Source organism: Buttiauxella sp. 3AFRM03, from assembly GCF_003675305.1.
Classification (GTDB): Bacteria; Pseudomonadota; Gammaproteobacteria; order Enterobacterales; family Enterobacteriaceae; genus Buttiauxella; species Buttiauxella ferragutiae.
In genome coordinates, this window is the sequence record NZ_CP033076.1 from 377,501 (window position 1) to 393,942 (window position 16,442).

A 16,442-nucleotide genomic window follows, 5' to 3' on the forward strand; every position below is an offset into this window, starting at 1 on the left:
ACAGCTTTATTTATCAGGAGACAGTCCATGACTGGGTTCGTTTCTGTACGTGCCAAAAGAGCATTATGCAACGTTGGCCTAATCCAACCATAAACAGGAGAACAATATGCCTCTCATCAAATTTGACATCGTCGAAGGACGAAGTGAGAAAGAAATCAAGATAATGTTGGATGCTGCCCACCGAGCAATGCTGAAGGCATTCGATGTGCCTGAACGTGACCGCTATCAGGTGGTCAACGAACACAAGGCTTCACATCTCATTGCCGAGGACACTGGTCTGGGCATTGTCCGGACCAGAAATATTGTCATTGTCTCGGTCGTTTCTCGACCAAGAACGGAACAATCCAAGAAGACCTTCTATCACGAACTTTGCCGTGAGCTTCAGGAACACTGCGGAATTGCTCCAAGTGACGTCATGGTATCGATCACTATCAACTCCGATGCGGACTGGAGTTTTGGTCATGGCGTGGCACAGTTTTTGACCGGCGAACTGTAAATTTTTTCGTTTATATCCATCTGGTTCAACATCACGTTTTGCCATTAATAGATAGTTTTGCCTCGTGTGTATTCGTGTAAAAAAAGCCGTGGTTTTTCGAAAATCAGGCCTAACATTCATTCTAAGGGGATATATATGATTACCGTTATTGTGACAATGAAACTTAATAAGGCGATTACGAGAGAAGAAGGGAAAAAGATATTTCTTTCAACAGCGCCTCGATATAAGACGATCGAAGGTCTTGTGCGCAAGTACTACATCTTATCGGAGGACGGCATCTCCTCCGGTGGTGTATACCTTTGGACGACGAAGGCTGCAGCGGAGGCCTGGTATACGGACAGTTGGCACGAATTTATTAAGGAAACGTACAATACAACGCCTTCCATTACCTATTGGGAAAGCCCGGTAATCGTTGACAATATTCTTGGATGCACTACTTCTGACGATCAAGAGTTATAGATTTGGCGGTATCAGAAAATACATTAGGAGAGACCAGGATGAGCAAAGCCTATTGGGTTACTTCGTACCGCTCTATTAAGGATCAAACTGTGCTTGCCGCTTATTCGGTACTTGCCACCAAGGCAATTGAGGCATCAGGAGGGCGGTTTATCATAAGAGGGATCGCAGAAGAGGTGCGGGAACAGGGAATGAAAGAGCGAACGGTTGTGATCGAATTCCCCAATTTCGCACAAGCGGTCGCTGCATATGAAGCTGCTGCATATCAAAAAGCTCTGGCAGTTCTAGGCAATGCGGTCGAACGCGACTTGCGCATTGTTCACGCGGTTGAGTAAATAACTTCAGCTTGATGAGTTAATCGAGAAAGTTGTCGAGCGGAACGAACTGTTTATGGCCAAACAACTCGGAATCATCGATTGCGATTAACGCTGAGTAAGGTTGTTCAACCACCGTGATGGTACGGTGGTTGAACTTACCTTACTAAAGCAGATGCAGATTTTTTGGCAGAACGGCCAGAGATTATGGAGGAAGGCAGAACGTGATGGTATCAGCGCTGGAGAAAGAACTTTCAGAGGCTATCAGCAACCAGGGCAATCAGGTTGATTAAACACTGGATTCTTCCTTAGCCTACCTTTGTCAAACCTCAATTAAACTGACCGTTATCTGGCTCAATTGAAATGACCATTAATCCTGTTTCTTTTCAATTAATCACCGTGTTTTGTTTAATACCGGATGCTGAATGAAATCATTACTGATAGTCTTTTTTCAAACTGAAATAATGAGAAGATGGACGTTATGTTTCGATTTGAATTAACACCGAATAATGCCGGTATTATTTTATGGGGAGATACGGCAGCACTGGATGAATTACACCAGTTTATCCATTTCGCTGTGGATGAAAGTCCTCTGATAAAAATTAAAGATGGCTTTATGCTGGCCCTGGCCTATGACATCCGCAAAGCCCGGGAAGGTTGTCGCCGTACTGAGCAGTATCAGTATGAAGAAGGGGATTCCTATCAGCTTTATGGCGTGGAACTGTTATGGCCACTGGTCTTGCTTCAGTCTGCAATCCTCAGACGTTCAATGAGTTACATCCAGACAGATAAAAAACAGTTATCCATTATGTATGCATTCGAGCATCTTCTGGAGTCTGCTTTACAGGAGTTTCTGCCGGGTAACCGGGCAGAAGTGATGATAAAACTGGCCAGCAGCGCAGCTGACTCTGACTTTGAATGGCTTGAGGACAACATTGACAGCCGGTGTTGTTATTTCCTCAGTCAGCCACCTGCAAAGAGAAAAGAAAAACTGGATAAGATCCTTTGCTCCTTTGATTCACTCTGGAGTCAATATGCCCGTGAAAAGCCGGATACAAAAATGCTGAATACCATGAATAATACGGACTGGGTCTGGCCAGATACGATTCACTGGTAAGCACGGTATTAAGTTGTCGTCGCACTCATTAATAACGGTTGCATCAGCCAGGCTTTTTGCCAAAGATTTGCTCAGAACGCGACTGAAGCTTCTTCAGGGCTTCAAGCATGTCATCCTGGTTCAGCGCACGCTGGGTCTTTTTACCGGCCGCTCTGGGACGTCGTCGGGAAGGGCCATCACCTGCAGGAACGGACTGTGAGCGAGTGTCATCGCGGTTGCTCTGTACCAGCCGGATAAACTCAAGTGTTCTGCCGAGACGTTTATTATCAACAATGGCACCCTGGTCGATTTCAGAGAGCCGATCGTAGGTAGAGCAGGGAAGAGCCACACCATTCAGACGCAGCTCTTTTTGCCCATCGGGGTAATGATATACATCAATATACTTACCCATGGCGCGGCGGCTATATTCACTGTCTTCAATCAGATACAACATTTTATCGTATTGAATGGTCAGTGCTTTTGAGACCTTTCGCTTCTCGCGAACAGTGAATATAAGATCCAGATCTTCATCGTGTTCCACGGTGCGGTGAACATCAAAATCATGCCTCGGGATTTTACCAAAGCGTCGGTTGTAATCAGCCCTGTATGTTTCGGCGAATGCATTGGCCGCTTCCATTGAACTGATTGGTATCGGCACAGATAGTCTGAATGCTCAGCTCGTGCATGGCCCGACCAAACTGCGTATGGCCATCACCCCCGGTCGCATTTTTGTTATTCACCCGAAAAACGCCCGCTTTATCACTGTACCGCGCCAGTGTCGGACCGAAATCGGCATAGCGCGTTCTGATAAGTTCCAGAGCCTGATCGGCAAGCCCGGGCATAAGTTGCCGGTTACCCCGCATGCCACGTCGCCGGTTGGCCATACCGAGCGGACCTTCTTCACGGTAACGCACCAGAAGCCGGCGGCATTGTCTGTCGCTGATCATGGCAATCTCCGGTAGTTTTTACTGATGAAAAACGACTCCGTGAGACTCACCATATCGCGGTCACGTGAATTGAGCTACAGGCGGACACTACTATTGAGCTTCCACAACCTTGGTGCGCATAATGTATATTATGTTAAATCGCCTGCAAAGATCCTTTACTTCATGAACCAAGATGGTTCGCATAAAATCATAGGGTTAAGTCCCCTCCACATCTTTCGGAAGTTTAAAAAATAATGTTCGCTCCTGCGTTTGCAATGGTTTAAAACCATGATGAATATAGAATTGTTTGGCTTTTTCAGTAAGTGCATGGACCATAATGGCCCGGACACCGATATTATCGGCCACCCTGTAGCATCGCAGTACTGCATCGTGAAGCAGATCGGCTCCCAGACCTTTTCCCCGGAAAGAAAGGTCCACTGCCAGACGCGCTAGTATAATAACGGGTATTGGGTCCGGCATATTACGACGAAGACCACCCGTAGCTTCGGTATGGTTGACACTTCCAGTTGCCAGTGAGTAAAAGCCCGCTACTTGTTTCGATTCCTTCTTACAAATGACAAACGTCCTTGCAGCACCGTAAGCGTGGTTTTTTAACCCTCTTTGCTTTAACCAATCATCAAGAACTGACTCTCCACTCACGAATTCCGCTAGCTGATGAGAACTTGTCAGAGGCTCAGGAGCTGTTACTAGTCCCACTGAGGCTTCCTTGCGAGTAATTTCTTAACGGCTGGGTCATCTGCAAGCGGAGCATCAAGCATATCTATGAACTCAGCGTATTGTTCGTCATTAAAATTGAATACACGTCGATCAAGTATCACATTCTCTGCCGCCTGACAGGCCATTTCCAATATAAAGTCTGTTCGCGATTTATGGAGGATCTCGGCGGCTGCATCAATGAGCGCCCGCTGGGACTCCTTAGCTCTAAGGTTGAGTTGAACATCTGATTTCATATAAAAACTCCATGTGTGGTGATTACTTTATCAGCATAACACAAGAGCAATGTATAGCAATTGCTATACATGTAAGTTGGCAGAATACCAGTGCTTCATCTGAGCTCGCATGAATCAAGATAATTACTTATTTTTGAAAGATAAAATCCAAATTTAGCTGCCCACCTAAGGCAGGCAGCTTTTCCACACTTTTGAGAGTTAAAATACTTTTGATGAAAAATCGGATTTCACTTCACTTTCTATATAAGTGTTCAGGCCCCAACCAGCACGCGCCAACTCTTTCATCTTCTCCAGGCGCTCGGGTCCAGGGTGGCGAAGATCGTAGAGATACACATGATTATTTTTGAAGCGCACTTTAATTGAGTTGGCATCAATCTGGAAACTGACAACCTGTGAGTCACCACTTATGTTCGCGTAATTTTCCATACTGCATCCTGTTGGCTAAAGCGCCTGAACTTGGCGAGTTACCTATTAACCACGTTCCGCGTTGTTTTACAGGGTGATAGCTCACGATTTGGTGAGAAGCCCGTTGAAGTGACTAACTCAATGCCACTATCTCTTCATATAACGCCAGCGGCAACTCCACACCGAACTGCTCACTGTGTTGACGCGCTTTAAAACGCCGCTCGCCTGGGATTCTGGCTCCTTGTGCGGCCATATCGTTAAAGAGAACTTCTGCTCGGGCTAAATGCATCTCTTTATCCGCACCCAGAAAACGCTCAGGATCCATGGCAATAATCAGTTCTCCGCCATAAGGCGAAGAACCGCTCTGTTGGTCGTATGCCAAAGATTCTTTACTGGTCATATCACCAATCAATGTCCCGGCAATCAGTTCGACCATCGCCGCCAATGCCGAGCCTTTATGCCCCCCAAATGTCAGCATGGCACCTTGCAGCACACTGGCGGCGTCGGTAGACGGTTGTCCATGGCTGTCGATTCCCCAGCCTTCAGGTAACGGTTTATTCGCCCGGCGATGCAGTTCAATTTCACCGCGTGCGGCAGCGCTGGTCGCCATATCAAACACAAACGGTGCTTTACCCTGGCGTGGCCAACCAAAAGCTATCGGGTTGGTACCAAATAGCGGTTGGTTCCCGCCAGCGGGTGTAACCCAGGCATGGCTTGGGGTGCAGGCCAGCGCCACCAATCCTTGCTCGGTCAGCGGCTCAATGTCTGCCCACAGCGCAGAAAAATGAACGCAATGGTTGATAGCCAGCGCAGCAATACCGCAGTGACGTACTTTGTCGATAAATACAGGCAACGCCGCTTGATAAGCCAGCAACGAGAAACCACCCTGCGCATCGACACGTAAAATCGCTGGCGCGTTGTCGATGAGGGTCGACTCCGCATCTGCTGCTACCTTCCCTGCTTTCAATGAGCGAACGCATCCCAGAACCCGATACAAACCATGAGAATGGCAGCCATCGCGCTCACCGGCGGTGACGTTCTTTGCCACCGCGTCGGCATGTGCGGCGCTGAAACCATTACGCAGCAAAGCTTGATACGCCAGTTGATAAGCCTCTACCAGAGTCAATTTAACGGTTGATGTCATTGCCCTTTCCTCCCGTAGCATCACTCTTCTTCATCCCCGACGAAATTCGCCTTAGGCAAACAAGTGTAAGCACCCCAGTAATAAATCAGCAGTGCGATGCCCGCCACCAGTAAGGTATCCCACGGGTGACCAATCGCATTGATCCCGCCAAAACTGCCCAAATAAGAAGCCACAATGATCAACGCGTAGAACGCGATCAACCACAGTGAGGACCAGACCTGCTGCTTAAGGCTAACGTTATGAGTCGGCACTTTGTTTTTAAACAGAATATAGACAAAGAACATCACGATTTGCAGGCCAAGCAGCCAGGACACGGTATTCCAGCCAGACCAGTAAACGATCAATGCCGAAATGATGAACGACACCGGCCCTAATACACAAAAGCCCCTGACAAAAAACGGACGCGGCATATCCGGCGCATTGCGGCGTAAACCGGCGGCAGTAACCGGAGCAATGGCATAGCTCAGAACCAGTGCGGCAGAAACGACGCCAATTAACTTTTCCCATGACGGGAACGGCAACGTCCAGAAGATAGAAAGCCCGAACGTTAACCACAGCGCCGGACGCGGAATACCGGACTCGCCATCAACACGGGTGAAAACTTTGAAGAATGTCCCTGCCCTCGCCCAGCCATAGATCACGCGCGGCGTGGCATTCATATAGATGTTGCCAGTACCGCTTGGCGAAACAATCGCGTCGCTCACCACCAGGAAGGCCAACCACCCCATCCCTAGCGTCACGGCAATATCACGGTACGGCAGCGAAAAGTGCTGGCTGATACCTTGCCAGCCACCACTTAGCAAATCGGCAGGAATACTGCCGAGGAAGGCCAGTTGCAACAGCACATAGATAATCGTGGAAAGCACCACCGACAAAATCAGAGCGATCGGGATAGTTTTCTGCGGGTTTTGTACTTCGCTGGCCACCGAAATAATCGGCGTCAGCCCCAGATACGCGAAGATGATGCCACCGGCAGAAATTGCCGCTTCCACTCCGGCCGAACCAAATGGCGCAAAGCCCTGGCTGTGTAAGTTTTCAGGTTTGAAGAACGTGAACAGCACCACGATCACCAGTACCGGCACAATGAACTTGAGGATGCTGATCAGGTTATTGGATTTAGCAAAGGTTTTGACACTGTAGTAATTCAGCACAAAGAAAATACACAGCAAGATGAATTGCGCCACCCAACCGATCATTGTGGGGTCACCGGAACCAGGCTTACTTAGCGACGGGAACCAGGCCGCGGCATATTGCCGGGCGGCAACGATCTCTATCGAGATCAGGCTGGAAAATGCAATCAGGGTGATAAACCCCAACAAATACCCCATCAGTTCCCCGTGGGAAAATACCGGATAACGAATGATGCCACCGGCGCGAGGAAGTGCAGCACCCAGTTCGCAATAAACAATGCCGAGTAACAGCACGGCCACGCCGCCAATCAACCACGAATAGATCCCTGCCGGCCCCGCGATGGAAGCAACATGACTGGCGGCGAACAACCATCCGGAACCAAAAATTGCACCCAAACCGATAAACGTCAGATCGGTAAGGGTCAGCTGCTTTTTAAATTTGCCCTGTGTTGTCATGGTAGTACCTTTCCAATGATTTATTGACCGGCAGGCGAATGGAGGGCTGCGCGAGTGTATTCACCGTTAACTAAGCGCAGCAGATTCAGCGGGTTGCTGTCCTGCAATGCTGGCGGTAACAGTGCGGCCGGGTAGTTTTGCAGGCAGACCGGGCGCAAAAAACGCTCGATGGCCAGGGTTCCGACCGAGGTACCTCGCGCATCGCTGGTCGCCGGATAGGGGCCGCCGTGCACCATGGCTTCACAGACTTCCACACCGGTTGGGTAGCCGTTAAACAACACTCGCCCCGCTTTACGGGTGAGTAATTGCGCCAGTGAACTCGCCTCAGCCAGGTCTTCTTCATCGGCCAATAACGTGGCGGTCAGTTGCCCTTGCAGGTTATCCAGCGCGGCAAGCAACTGCTGCCGGTCGGCAACTTCCACCACTATGGCCACCGGGCCAAAGACTTCTTGCTGCAACAAAGGGTCGGCGTTGAGAAGCAAATTGCTTTCGGCCTGATACAACTGAGCGACCGCCAGATGGGCTTGTTCTTCCCGGCTCCCTGCCAAATGCCGAAGCTGCGGATGCCTTTCTAATGCTTGCAAACCACTCAGATAATGGTCGCGGGTACCGGCATTCAACATTGGTTGTGGTGAGCAAGCACTAACATGGTTTTGCAAATCGGCGATCAACTGGCTAAAGGCCGCGCTGCGCTGGCCAATAATTAGCCCAGGCTTAGTGCAGAACTGGCCGCAGCCCAGCGTGAAAGAGGTAACCAACTCCTGGGCTATCTGTTTGCCACGCTGAGCCAGCGCTTGTGGCATAACCACCACGGGGTTGATGCTCGACATTTCGGCAAACACCGGAATCGGTTGTGGGCGCTGCATCGCTAAATCAAATAATGCCCTGCCACCTTGCAATGAACCGGTAAAACCCACCGCCTGGATTGCCGGGTGTTTCACTAAGTCTGCGCCGATACTGCCGCCGAATACCATGTTGAAAACGCCCGCTGGCATCTGCTGTTTTTGCACTGCACGCTCAATCGCTTGCGCGGTCAACTCAGCGGTGATCATATGGCCGCTATGTGCCTTGAACACCACTGGGCAACCGGCAGCCAACGCAGCAGCGGTATCGCCACCGGCGGTAGAAAACGCCAGCGGGAAGTTGCTGGCACCAAACACTGCAACTGGGCCAAGTGCAATGCGGTACTGCCGTAAATCAGGTCGCGGCAACGGAGTTCGGTTTGGTAATGCGCAATCAATCCTTGCCGCGTGCACGCGGCCACTGCGCAACAGTTCGGCAAACAAACGCATCTGCCCGCTGGTTCTGCCGCGCTCACCGTTCAGACGAGCGAGAGGCAAAGCGGTTTCCTGTGCGGCAAAAGCAAAAAAGTCTTCTCCCAACGCATCCAGCTCATCGGCGATAGCCGCCAGAAAATCAGCGCGCTGCTCGGCACTGGTTTGTGAATAAATATTAAATGCCTGGGCAGCAGCTTGTGCTGCGGCATCCACCTCTGCCGGGCTGGCTTGATAAAAACGATAACCAGTTGGTTGATTATTATCGGCCCGCAGGCTGATGAGTTCGGCGTCACCACTGGCTATCCGCTGCCCGCCAATAAACTGTTTACCGCTAAGGTTGTAAGTGCTGTGAGTCGGCATCGGTTTCCCCTGTTCGATTGCCCGATAAAGCCCGGTGAAATGCCGGGCCGTCATGGAGGATTACAGGCCGACGTCAGGCAGAGTCGGACGGTTAGCCAGAGCGGCGTCGATAATTGCCGTCACCTCTTGCAGAGTTTCACCCTGCAATGCCAAACGTGGTGGACGGGTCACCGCGCTGCCACGGCCCACGCGCTCTTCGCACAATTTGATGCACTGCACCAGGTCCGGACGGGCATCCAAATGCAGCAACGGCATAAACCAGCTATACAGTGCCAGGGCTTCTTCGAAGCGTTTTTGCTTCGCCAGGCGGAACAAGGTTTCCCCTTCGCGTGGGAAAGCATTCGACATGCCAGAGATCCACCCTTCTGCACCCACGGCAAGGCTTTCCAGTACCACATCGTCCAGCCCGGCGAATAGCACGAAGCGGTCACCTACCGCATTGCGTAAATCGATAAAGCGGCGGGTATCGCCAGAGGAGTCTTTGAAACAGACGATGTTGTCGCAATCGACCAGCGTGGTCAGGATGTCTGGCGTGACATCGTTTTTATAAATTGGCGGGTTGTTGTAAACCATGATTGGCAGGTTGGTGGCACTGGCTACACTGCGGAAATGTGCTGCGGTTTCGTGTGGTTTGGACGAATAAACCAGTGCTGGCATCACCATGACGCCGTCGACACCGGCTTTTTCTGCTTCACGCGCCATATTCTGTGCAAAGGCAGTGGTGAATTCGGCAATCCCTGCAATAACAGGTACTTTGCCTTGTGCGGCGTCTTTCGCCACCTCGATCACTGCCAGTTTTTCCTGCATCGTCATGGAGGTGTTCTCACCGACAGTGCCGCAAACCACCAGGCCAGACACACCGTCTTTGACCAGGTTTTTAATCACCGCATGGGTGGCATCAAGATCCAGAGAATAATCGTTACGAAATTGAGTACTGACCGCAGGGAACACACCGCTCCAGTTAATCGCTTTATGGCTCATCGTGTTTGTCCTTTCGCCTTAATTGTTAATTGATGGTTAATATTTGGTGAAATTCGAGAACAGATTGACCTGATTTCTCAGTAGCGGCTTGACGGTTTTCACCGAATGCGAGGACGAAATTGGCACAATGCTAGCGGGCTGCGCGCAGCAAAAGCACTGACGCAGCCACATCATAAAAGTAATAACTTCAGGGGATTAGGGAACTAACGTGGCACGAAAATCGCGAGGGGTGGAGCCGGTCATGGCTTTAAACTGGCGGCTGAAAGCGCTGTGATCGGTATAACCGCACTGGATAGCGATATCGGTAATCGGCAGATCGCTGGCTAACAGTTCGGTGGCCTTCTCCAGCCGGACTTTGTGGATCATCTGGCGCGGCGTCAGGTGGAAAATACGTTTGCAGTAACGCTCAATTTGCGCAACCGAAAGGCCGGTCAGCGCCCTTAACTCATCCATTGCGATTGGCCGGTCATAATGCTGGCGGATATAGACATCCAGTGCCGCCAGGCGTTGATAAGCCGGGTGATTGGCCTTCGCTTCCTGCAAGTCGTGTGAAATCCCGGCCATGCCGATAATCTTGCCCTGCCGGTCATACAGCGCCAGCTTTTGCGTCAGACACCAGCCGGTTTCACGGCCACTGTACAGGTGCATTTCAAGCTGATCCTGAATCTGCACACCGTGATGTAATACCCGAAGATCTTGCTCGGTATAGCCTGAACCTAACTGGGTCGGGAAAACATCTGCCGACGTTTTACCTAATAGCGGTGTCACCGTTTTAAAACCACAACGTTTGGCTAATGTGAGGTTCGCCAGCAAATAGCGCGCCTGCTTGTCTTTAATAAAGAACACCACATTGGGAATAGCGTTTAGCAGCGGGGCAATCAATGCCAGTGAATTCAACATACTACGTAACGAACTGGGGCGCTGCTGTGCTAGTCCATCACAGAGCAATTTGAGTTGATCGACAGCAAAGCACTCTTCCGCTTCTGGCTCAGGAAGACAGAGAGCCTGCGGAGGAGCCTTCAAACCAGGGATTAATTGCATCGCAATACCTTTTCCCGCGAGTGGTTGCAGTGGGTTATTTTTAACTCCATTGGATCAATATTAACTTTTCTTTAACTTATCAAGCGCGTTATAGCGAATATGCGGATTGCCACAAACTTTTGTTCTTTCAAGGGTGAGTTACGTGATGTGGGCTCAGGCCATTTTGCATTGTGCTGATTTCGGCATAGCCGTTGCCGAAAAAGGTCAAGCCGTGATGGCGGGATTCGGTCAGTCTTAATCTATTGGTAACATTTAATTAACCATTGAGAGACACCCATGACACCTGCATCCCCTTTCATCGCATTACGCGCGATTGACTCCCACACCGGTGGTGAACCTACCAGGTTGATTATCGATGGTTTTCCCGACCTGGGCCGTGGCAGCATGGCTGAGCGTAAAGCGCTTTTCGCTGAACATTATGATGACTGGCGTAGTGCTATCATTCTGGAACCGCGTGGCAACGATGTATTAGTGGGCGCGTTGCTCTGCCAGCCCTACTCTCCACACGCCGCCGCCGGGGTGATCTTCTTCAATAATAGCGGCTATCTCGGCATGTGCGGCCACGGCACCATTGGGCTCATCACCTCTCTGGCGTATCTTGGTCACATTGCTGTGGGCGAACACCAGATTGAAACCCCGGTTGGCACGGTGAGCGCAACGTTGCATGAAGATGGCAGTGTAACTATCGAAAATGTCCCCGCTTATCGTTACCGCCAGCAAGTCGCCGTGTCTGTTGAAGGCTATGGCGAAGTCACCGGAGATATTGCCTGGGGGGGAAACTGGTTCTTCCTCATCAGCGACCATCACTTGAGCATCGCCACTAACAATATTGAAGCCCTAACCGCCTTCAGTTGGGCGGTACGCCAGGCGCTAGAAAACGCAGGTGTCTACGGGGAAGACGGCGGAGTTATCGATCATATTGAACTCTTCTGCGACGACGAACAGGCCGACAGCCGCAATTTTGTTTTATGCCCTGGCAAAGCGTATGACCGCTCGCCGTGTGGCACCGGAACCAGTGCCAAACTGGCTTGCCTGGCCGCAGATGGCAAATTATTACCAGGTGAAATCTGGCGCCAGGCCAGCGTGATCGGCAGTGAGTTCAGCGGTTATTACCAGCCCAATGCCGGAAACACAGTGACACCGTTTATTCGCGGGCAAGCTTTTGTCTGTGCCGATAGCCAATTGTTACTGGATGAACGCGACCCGTTTGCCTGGGGGATACGTTAATGGCGACCGCCGATGCGATTGTCATTGGCGCGGGTATTATCGGTACGGCCTGCGCATGGCAGTTAGCACAACAAGGGTTACGGGTGTTGCTGGTTGACGACCAACGCCCTGGCGCGACCGCTGCTGGCATGGGGCATTTGGTGTGTATGGATGACAACCCCGCTGAACTTGCGCTGAGTAGTTATTCGTTGAATTTGTGGCGCAGCGTGGTCGACCGTATGCCGGAAGACTGCGCCTGGCGCGACTGCGGTACCTTGTGGCTGGCAGAAAAGCCCGAAGAAATGGCGATTGCGGAAGTTAAACAGCAACGGATGGCCGCATTTGGCGTGAACAGTGAACTTCTGACCCCACAACAGGTGGCACAACTTGAACCGATGCTACGTGGCGGATTAGCCGGTGGTTTGCGCGTGCCGGGAGATGGCATTATTTACGCCCCGAATGCGGCCCGTTGGTTGGTTGACGATGCGGGGCAAGCCGTCCAGCGGATTTACGGTGAAGTCGTAGCACTGGAACAGCAGTCGGTGGTTTTGGCGAGTGGGCAGCGATTTAGCGCACCGGTTATCACCTTAGCCTGTGGTTTACAGGCCGACAAACTGCTGGCAACGCCGCTACTGCGAGCCAAAAAAGGCCAACTGGCGATCACCGACCGCTATCCACACACGGTAAAACACCAACTGGTGGATCTAGGTTATGGAGCCAGTGCGCATGCTTCCGACGGCACATCCGTGGCCTTTAACGTGCAGGCTCGCCCAACCGGCCAATTGCTGATTGGTTCCTCACGCCAGTTTGACACCCTCAACCCAGCCATCGACATGCCTTTGCTCGCCACCATGCTTAAACGCGCTACAGACTACCTGCCCGAGCTGGCAAAAATGAACATCATCCGCTGCTGGGCGGGGTTTAGGGCAGCGTCGGCCGATGGCCTTCCCTTGCTTGGTCCCCATCCGGATTATTCATGGCTGTGGTTGGCGCTCGGACATGAAGGTCTTGGCGTCACCACGGCGATGGGCAGTGCGGCATTGATTGCCGCGCAAATCCAACAACAGCGCACCGCCATTGATGACACTCCTTATCTGGCTGCGCGTATGTTCGCCACAGACGAGTGCCTCTTATGAAACTGATCTCCTTAACCCTCGCCGGACAACCTTATCAGGTACCAGAAGGCATCACCGTGGCGGCAGCACTCAGCTTAAGCGGGCAAGATTACTGCCGAATTTCCGTCAGCCAGCAACCGCGAGCGGCTTTCTGTGGCATGGGTGTGTGTCAGGAATGCCGGGTCATCATTGATGGTGTGCAACGACTGGCCTGCCAAACTTTGTGCCAGCCCGAGATGAGAATCGAACGGAGTGGGAATAAATGAATAACCTGCAATGCGACGTGTTGATTATCGGCGCTGGCCCTGCCGGAATGGCCGCTGCGCTGGCGGCAGGTGAAAGCCAGCAACGAATCGTGATGCTTGATGATAATCCGCGTCCTGGCGGGCAAATCTGGCGCGATGGGCCTGAAGTCGAGTTACCCGCTCTCGCCCGCCAATATCGGCAAGCCATTGATGCGTTAGAACACTTTACCCTGCTCAGCGGCAGCAAAGTGGTGGCACAAAGCGGGCCACAGCAACTGTTGTACGAAAATGACAAAGGTTGCGGGACTATCGACTACCAACGGTTAATTTTATGCTGTGGCGCGCGCGAACTGTTACTGCCCTTCCCTGGCTGGACTTTACCGGGGGTGACAGGTGCCGGTGGCTTACAGGCACAAATCAAAAACGGCTTATCGTTGCGTGGCGAACGGGTGGTGATAGCCGGAAGCGGGCCGTTGCTACTGGCGGTTGCCGACAGCGTCAGTAAAGCGGGCGGTAAAGTCACGTTGCTGGCCGAACAAGCCGCGATGAGCAGACTCGTCACATTCGCCAAAGGGCTGTGGCAGTGGCCTGCGAAAGTGCGGCAGTCATTAGGTTTAATTAACCGATGCTATCGCCCAAACAGTTATGTGCTGGAAGCGCAAGGCCAGCAGCGGCTTGCCGCCGTTCGTGTCCAACAAGGTGGACAAATTCGAACCATAGCTTGTGATCGTTTAGCCTGCGGGTTTGGGCTGGTAGCCAATATCGAATTAGCAATGTTGTTGGGTTGCCGGATAGAAAATGCAGCCATTTCCGTTGATGAATGGCAGCAAACCAGTATTACCAACCTGTATGCGGCTGGTGAATGCACCGGTGTGGGTGGAAGTGAACTCGCTTTGGTGGAAGGCGCAATTGCCGGATATGCTGCCAGTGGTAATACAGCAGCAGCGCAAGCATTGCTGGCAAAACGCAGCAAATGGCAACGTTTTGCCACCGCAGTCAGCCAAACCTTTTTGCTAAATCCGGCACTTAAAACTCTGGGTGCCGCAGACACTTTTTTGTGCCGCTGTGAAGATGTGACTCTGGGGCAAATCAATACCCAGGCCGGTTGGACTGCCTGCAAACTCAATAGCCGCTGTGGGATGGGAGCGTGCCAGGGGAAAATCTGCGCCACCGCCGCCCGTTACCTGCTTGACTGGCCGATACCGCAGCCGAGAGTGCCGTTAACACCAGTGCGGCTTGAAACACTGGCGGTACTCACTCCACGACAGGCAGATGATGTTGAATAAAGCCCCACGGGGTGACTCTGCTTTTCTGGTTACGGTTACGCAAAGAATACAGCTACAATGATCCTTTCATTGCGACGACCAGAAAATGGAGTTCATCATCGCCTACTTTCGCCTTTCTCACTCGGCCACACAAACAAAACAGCTATGCGCTCTGGTTGCCGCTGTTTTTCTGCTCGCCAGTTGTTCATCCAAAGCACCGAAATCGCTGGTGACTCCGTTGCCTTCAGTCACCAAGCCTGTTGCTGGAAAATCGAAAAGCCAGGAACCTGTGCGTGGTGTGTGGCTGGCGACGGTTTCCCGTCTCGACTGGCCTCCAGTGTCATCGGTGAATATCAGCAGCCCAGAGCTGCGTATCAACCAGCAGAAAAAAGCGCTGACCGACAAGCTGGATAATCTGAAAAGTCTCGGGATTAATACCGTCTTTTTCCAGGTTAAACCGGATGGCACCGCCCTTTGGCCGTCAAAAATTTTACCGTGGTCTGACGTGCTTACCGGCAATATTGGTCAAGACCCAGGTTACGACCCGCTGCAATTTATGCTCGATGAATCACACAAGCGCGGCATAAAAGTGCATGCCTGGTTTAACCCCTATCGTGTCTCGACTAACACTACTCCCCGAACCCTTGCGGAACTGAACCAGACATTGTCGTTGAATCCGGCGAGTGTTTACGTCCTGCATCGCGACTGGATTCGTACTGCGGGCGACCGTTACGTGCTGGACCCTGGTATTCCGGAAGCACGCGACTGGATAACCAACATCGTGGCGGAAGTGGTTAAAGGCTATGATATTGATGGTGTCCAGTTTGATGATTACTTCTATACCGAATCACCAGGTTCTGCGCTTAACGATAACCAGACATTCAAAAAGTATGGCCTGGCATTTAACTCAAAAGCTGACTGGCGACGCCACAATACCCAGCAGTTAATCGAACAAGTTTCTCGCACCATTAAACAGCTGAAACCGGGCGTTGAATTCGGCGTTAGCCCTGCGGGCGTATGGCGCAATCGCTCATTCGACCCAATGGGTTCCGATACGCGAGGTGCTGCCGCATACGACGAATCATTTGCTGATACCCGCAAGTGGGTGCAACAAGGATTGCTGGATTACATTGCGCCGCAGTTGTACTGGCCTTTTGCCCGCGATGCCGCGCGTTATGATGTGCTGGCAAAATGGTGGGCAGATGTGGTGAAGCCAACTAACACCCGTCTTTACATCGGCGTGGCGTTGTACAAAGTGGGCGAACCGTCAAAGAATGAGCCGGACTGGATGGTTCGTGGCGGGGTGCCAGAGTTGAAAAAACAGCTCGATTTGAATGAGTCGACGCCACAAATTAACGGCACGATTTTGTTCAGAGAGAACTACCTCAACCAGCCGCAAACCCAGGAAGCAGTTAACTATCTTAAACAGCGCTGGAACCAATCTTAATTGATTGAATTTAATAGCTTCATGTAAATCTGGCGTTGATACGTGGGTTCTGCACTTTTGGCTGCACTCTTGCAGTGCAGAATTCACGTCAGCGCCGCCTTCGAAAACCTT

Annotated in this window: 17 protein-coding genes and 1 pseudogene; 9 read left to right on the forward strand and 9 right to left on the reverse strand. The window is 51.5% G+C overall.

Annotation, left to right across the window (positions count from 1 at the left end):
* Positions 1–106 precede the first annotated feature (106 nt).
* The 4 genes from D8682_RS02935 (at position 107) to D8682_RS02950 (ending at position 2,383) form a co-directional block, all read left to right on the forward strand.
* The gene (locus tag D8682_RS02935) at positions 107–496 is read left to right on the forward strand and encodes a tautomerase family protein (RefSeq protein WP_064546712.1); all 390 of its coding nucleotides are present in this window, start codon (positions 107–109) and stop codon (positions 494–496) included.
* Between the two features lie 135 nt (positions 497–631).
* Positions 632–955: a hypothetical protein gene (locus D8682_RS02940; protein WP_064546710.1), complete on the forward strand. Its 324-nt coding sequence runs from the start codon at positions 632–634 to the stop codon at positions 953–955.
* Positions 956–993: 38 nt separating this feature from the next.
* Positions 994–1,287 carry a DUF1330 domain-containing protein gene (locus D8682_RS02945; RefSeq protein WP_064546708.1) on the forward strand — a complete coding sequence of 98 codons (294 nt, stop codon included), beginning with the start codon at positions 994–996 and terminating at the stop codon, positions 1,285–1,287.
* A gap of 460 nt (positions 1,288–1,747) precedes the next feature.
* A complete protein-coding gene (locus D8682_RS02950) occupies positions 1,748–2,383 on the forward strand; it encodes a hypothetical protein (RefSeq protein WP_121815621.1) in 636 nt (211 codons plus the stop codon).
* A gap of 43 nt (positions 2,384–2,426) precedes the next feature.
* Here D8682_RS02950 and D8682_RS02955 read toward each other — a convergent pair.
* The 9 genes and pseudogenes from D8682_RS02955 to D8682_RS02995 all read right to left on the reverse strand — a co-directional run.
* Positions 2,427–3,306: pseudogene (locus D8682_RS02955) on the reverse strand (ISNCY family transposase); the annotation flags it as partial.
* 198 nt (positions 3,307–3,504) lie between these two features.
* The gene (locus D8682_RS02960) at positions 3,505–4,005 is read right to left on the reverse strand and encodes a GNAT family N-acetyltransferase (protein ID WP_121813491.1); all 501 of its coding nucleotides are present in this window, start codon (positions 4,003–4,005) and stop codon (positions 3,505–3,507) included.
* Positions 3,996–4,259 (reverse strand): DUF1778 domain-containing protein, encoded by a 264-nt coding sequence (locus D8682_RS02965; RefSeq protein ID WP_064546702.1) that lies wholly within the window; start codon positions 4,257–4,259, stop codon positions 3,996–3,998. Before D8682_RS02965 ends, D8682_RS02960 begins: the two co-directional genes overlap by 10 nt.
* A gap of 198 nt (positions 4,260–4,457) precedes the next feature.
* The gene (locus D8682_RS02970) at positions 4,458–4,685 is read right to left on the reverse strand and encodes a hypothetical protein (protein WP_064546700.1); all 228 of its coding nucleotides are present in this window, start codon (positions 4,683–4,685) and stop codon (positions 4,458–4,460) included.
* A gap of 112 nt (positions 4,686–4,797) precedes the next feature.
* Positions 4,798–5,808, reverse strand: a complete 1,011-nt coding sequence (locus tag D8682_RS02975) for an Ldh family oxidoreductase (protein ID WP_121813492.1) — start codon at positions 5,806–5,808, stop codon at positions 4,798–4,800.
* 20 nt (positions 5,809–5,828) lie between these two features.
* On the reverse strand, positions 5,829–7,394 hold the full coding sequence (locus D8682_RS02980) for an APC family permease (protein ID WP_064546695.1): 1,566 nt from the start codon (positions 7,392–7,394) through the stop codon (positions 5,829–5,831).
* 20 nt (positions 7,395–7,414) lie between these two features.
* Entirely contained in the window at positions 7,415–9,031 is a 1,617-nt protein-coding gene (locus D8682_RS02985; RefSeq protein ID WP_121813493.1) for an aldehyde dehydrogenase (NADP(+)), read from the reverse strand.
* A gap of 60 nt (positions 9,032–9,091) precedes the next feature.
* The gene (locus D8682_RS02990) at positions 9,092–10,012 is read right to left on the reverse strand and encodes a dihydrodipicolinate synthase family protein (RefSeq protein ID WP_064546691.1); all 921 of its coding nucleotides are present in this window, start codon (positions 10,010–10,012) and stop codon (positions 9,092–9,094) included.
* Between the two features lie 195 nt (positions 10,013–10,207).
* Positions 10,208–11,053 carry an AraC family transcriptional regulator gene (locus D8682_RS02995; protein ID WP_121813494.1) on the reverse strand — a complete coding sequence of 282 codons (846 nt, stop codon included), beginning with the start codon at positions 11,051–11,053 and terminating at the stop codon, positions 10,208–10,210.
* Positions 11,054–11,329: 276 nt separating this feature from the next.
* On the opposite strand from D8682_RS02995, the gene D8682_RS03000 reads away from it, so the two are divergent.
* From D8682_RS03000 to D8682_RS03020, 5 genes are all read left to right on the forward strand, one after another.
* Positions 11,330–12,280 carry a 4-hydroxyproline epimerase gene (locus D8682_RS03000; RefSeq protein WP_121813495.1) on the forward strand — a complete coding sequence of 317 codons (951 nt, stop codon included), beginning with the start codon at positions 11,330–11,332 and terminating at the stop codon, positions 12,278–12,280.
* Positions 12,280–13,395 (forward strand): FAD-binding oxidoreductase, encoded by a 1,116-nt coding sequence (locus D8682_RS03005; RefSeq protein WP_121813496.1) that lies wholly within the window; start codon positions 12,280–12,282, stop codon positions 13,393–13,395. The genes D8682_RS03000 and D8682_RS03005 overlap by 1 nt, the downstream gene beginning before the upstream one ends.
* Positions 13,392–13,640: a (2Fe-2S)-binding protein gene (locus D8682_RS03010; RefSeq protein WP_121813497.1), complete on the forward strand. Its 249-nt coding sequence runs from the start codon at positions 13,392–13,394 to the stop codon at positions 13,638–13,640. Before D8682_RS03005 ends, D8682_RS03010 begins: the two co-directional genes overlap by 4 nt.
* Positions 13,637–14,905, forward strand: coding sequence for an FAD/NAD(P)-binding oxidoreductase (locus D8682_RS03015; RefSeq protein WP_121813498.1), 1,269 nt, complete (start codon positions 13,637–13,639; stop codon positions 14,903–14,905). The genes D8682_RS03010 and D8682_RS03015 overlap by 4 nt, the downstream gene beginning before the upstream one ends.
* 85 nt (positions 14,906–14,990) lie before the next feature.
* The gene (locus D8682_RS03020) at positions 14,991–16,331 is read left to right on the forward strand and encodes a glycoside hydrolase family 10 protein (RefSeq protein WP_121813499.1); all 1,341 of its coding nucleotides are present in this window, start codon (positions 14,991–14,993) and stop codon (positions 16,329–16,331) included.
* Positions 16,332–16,442: the final 111 nt, after the last annotated feature.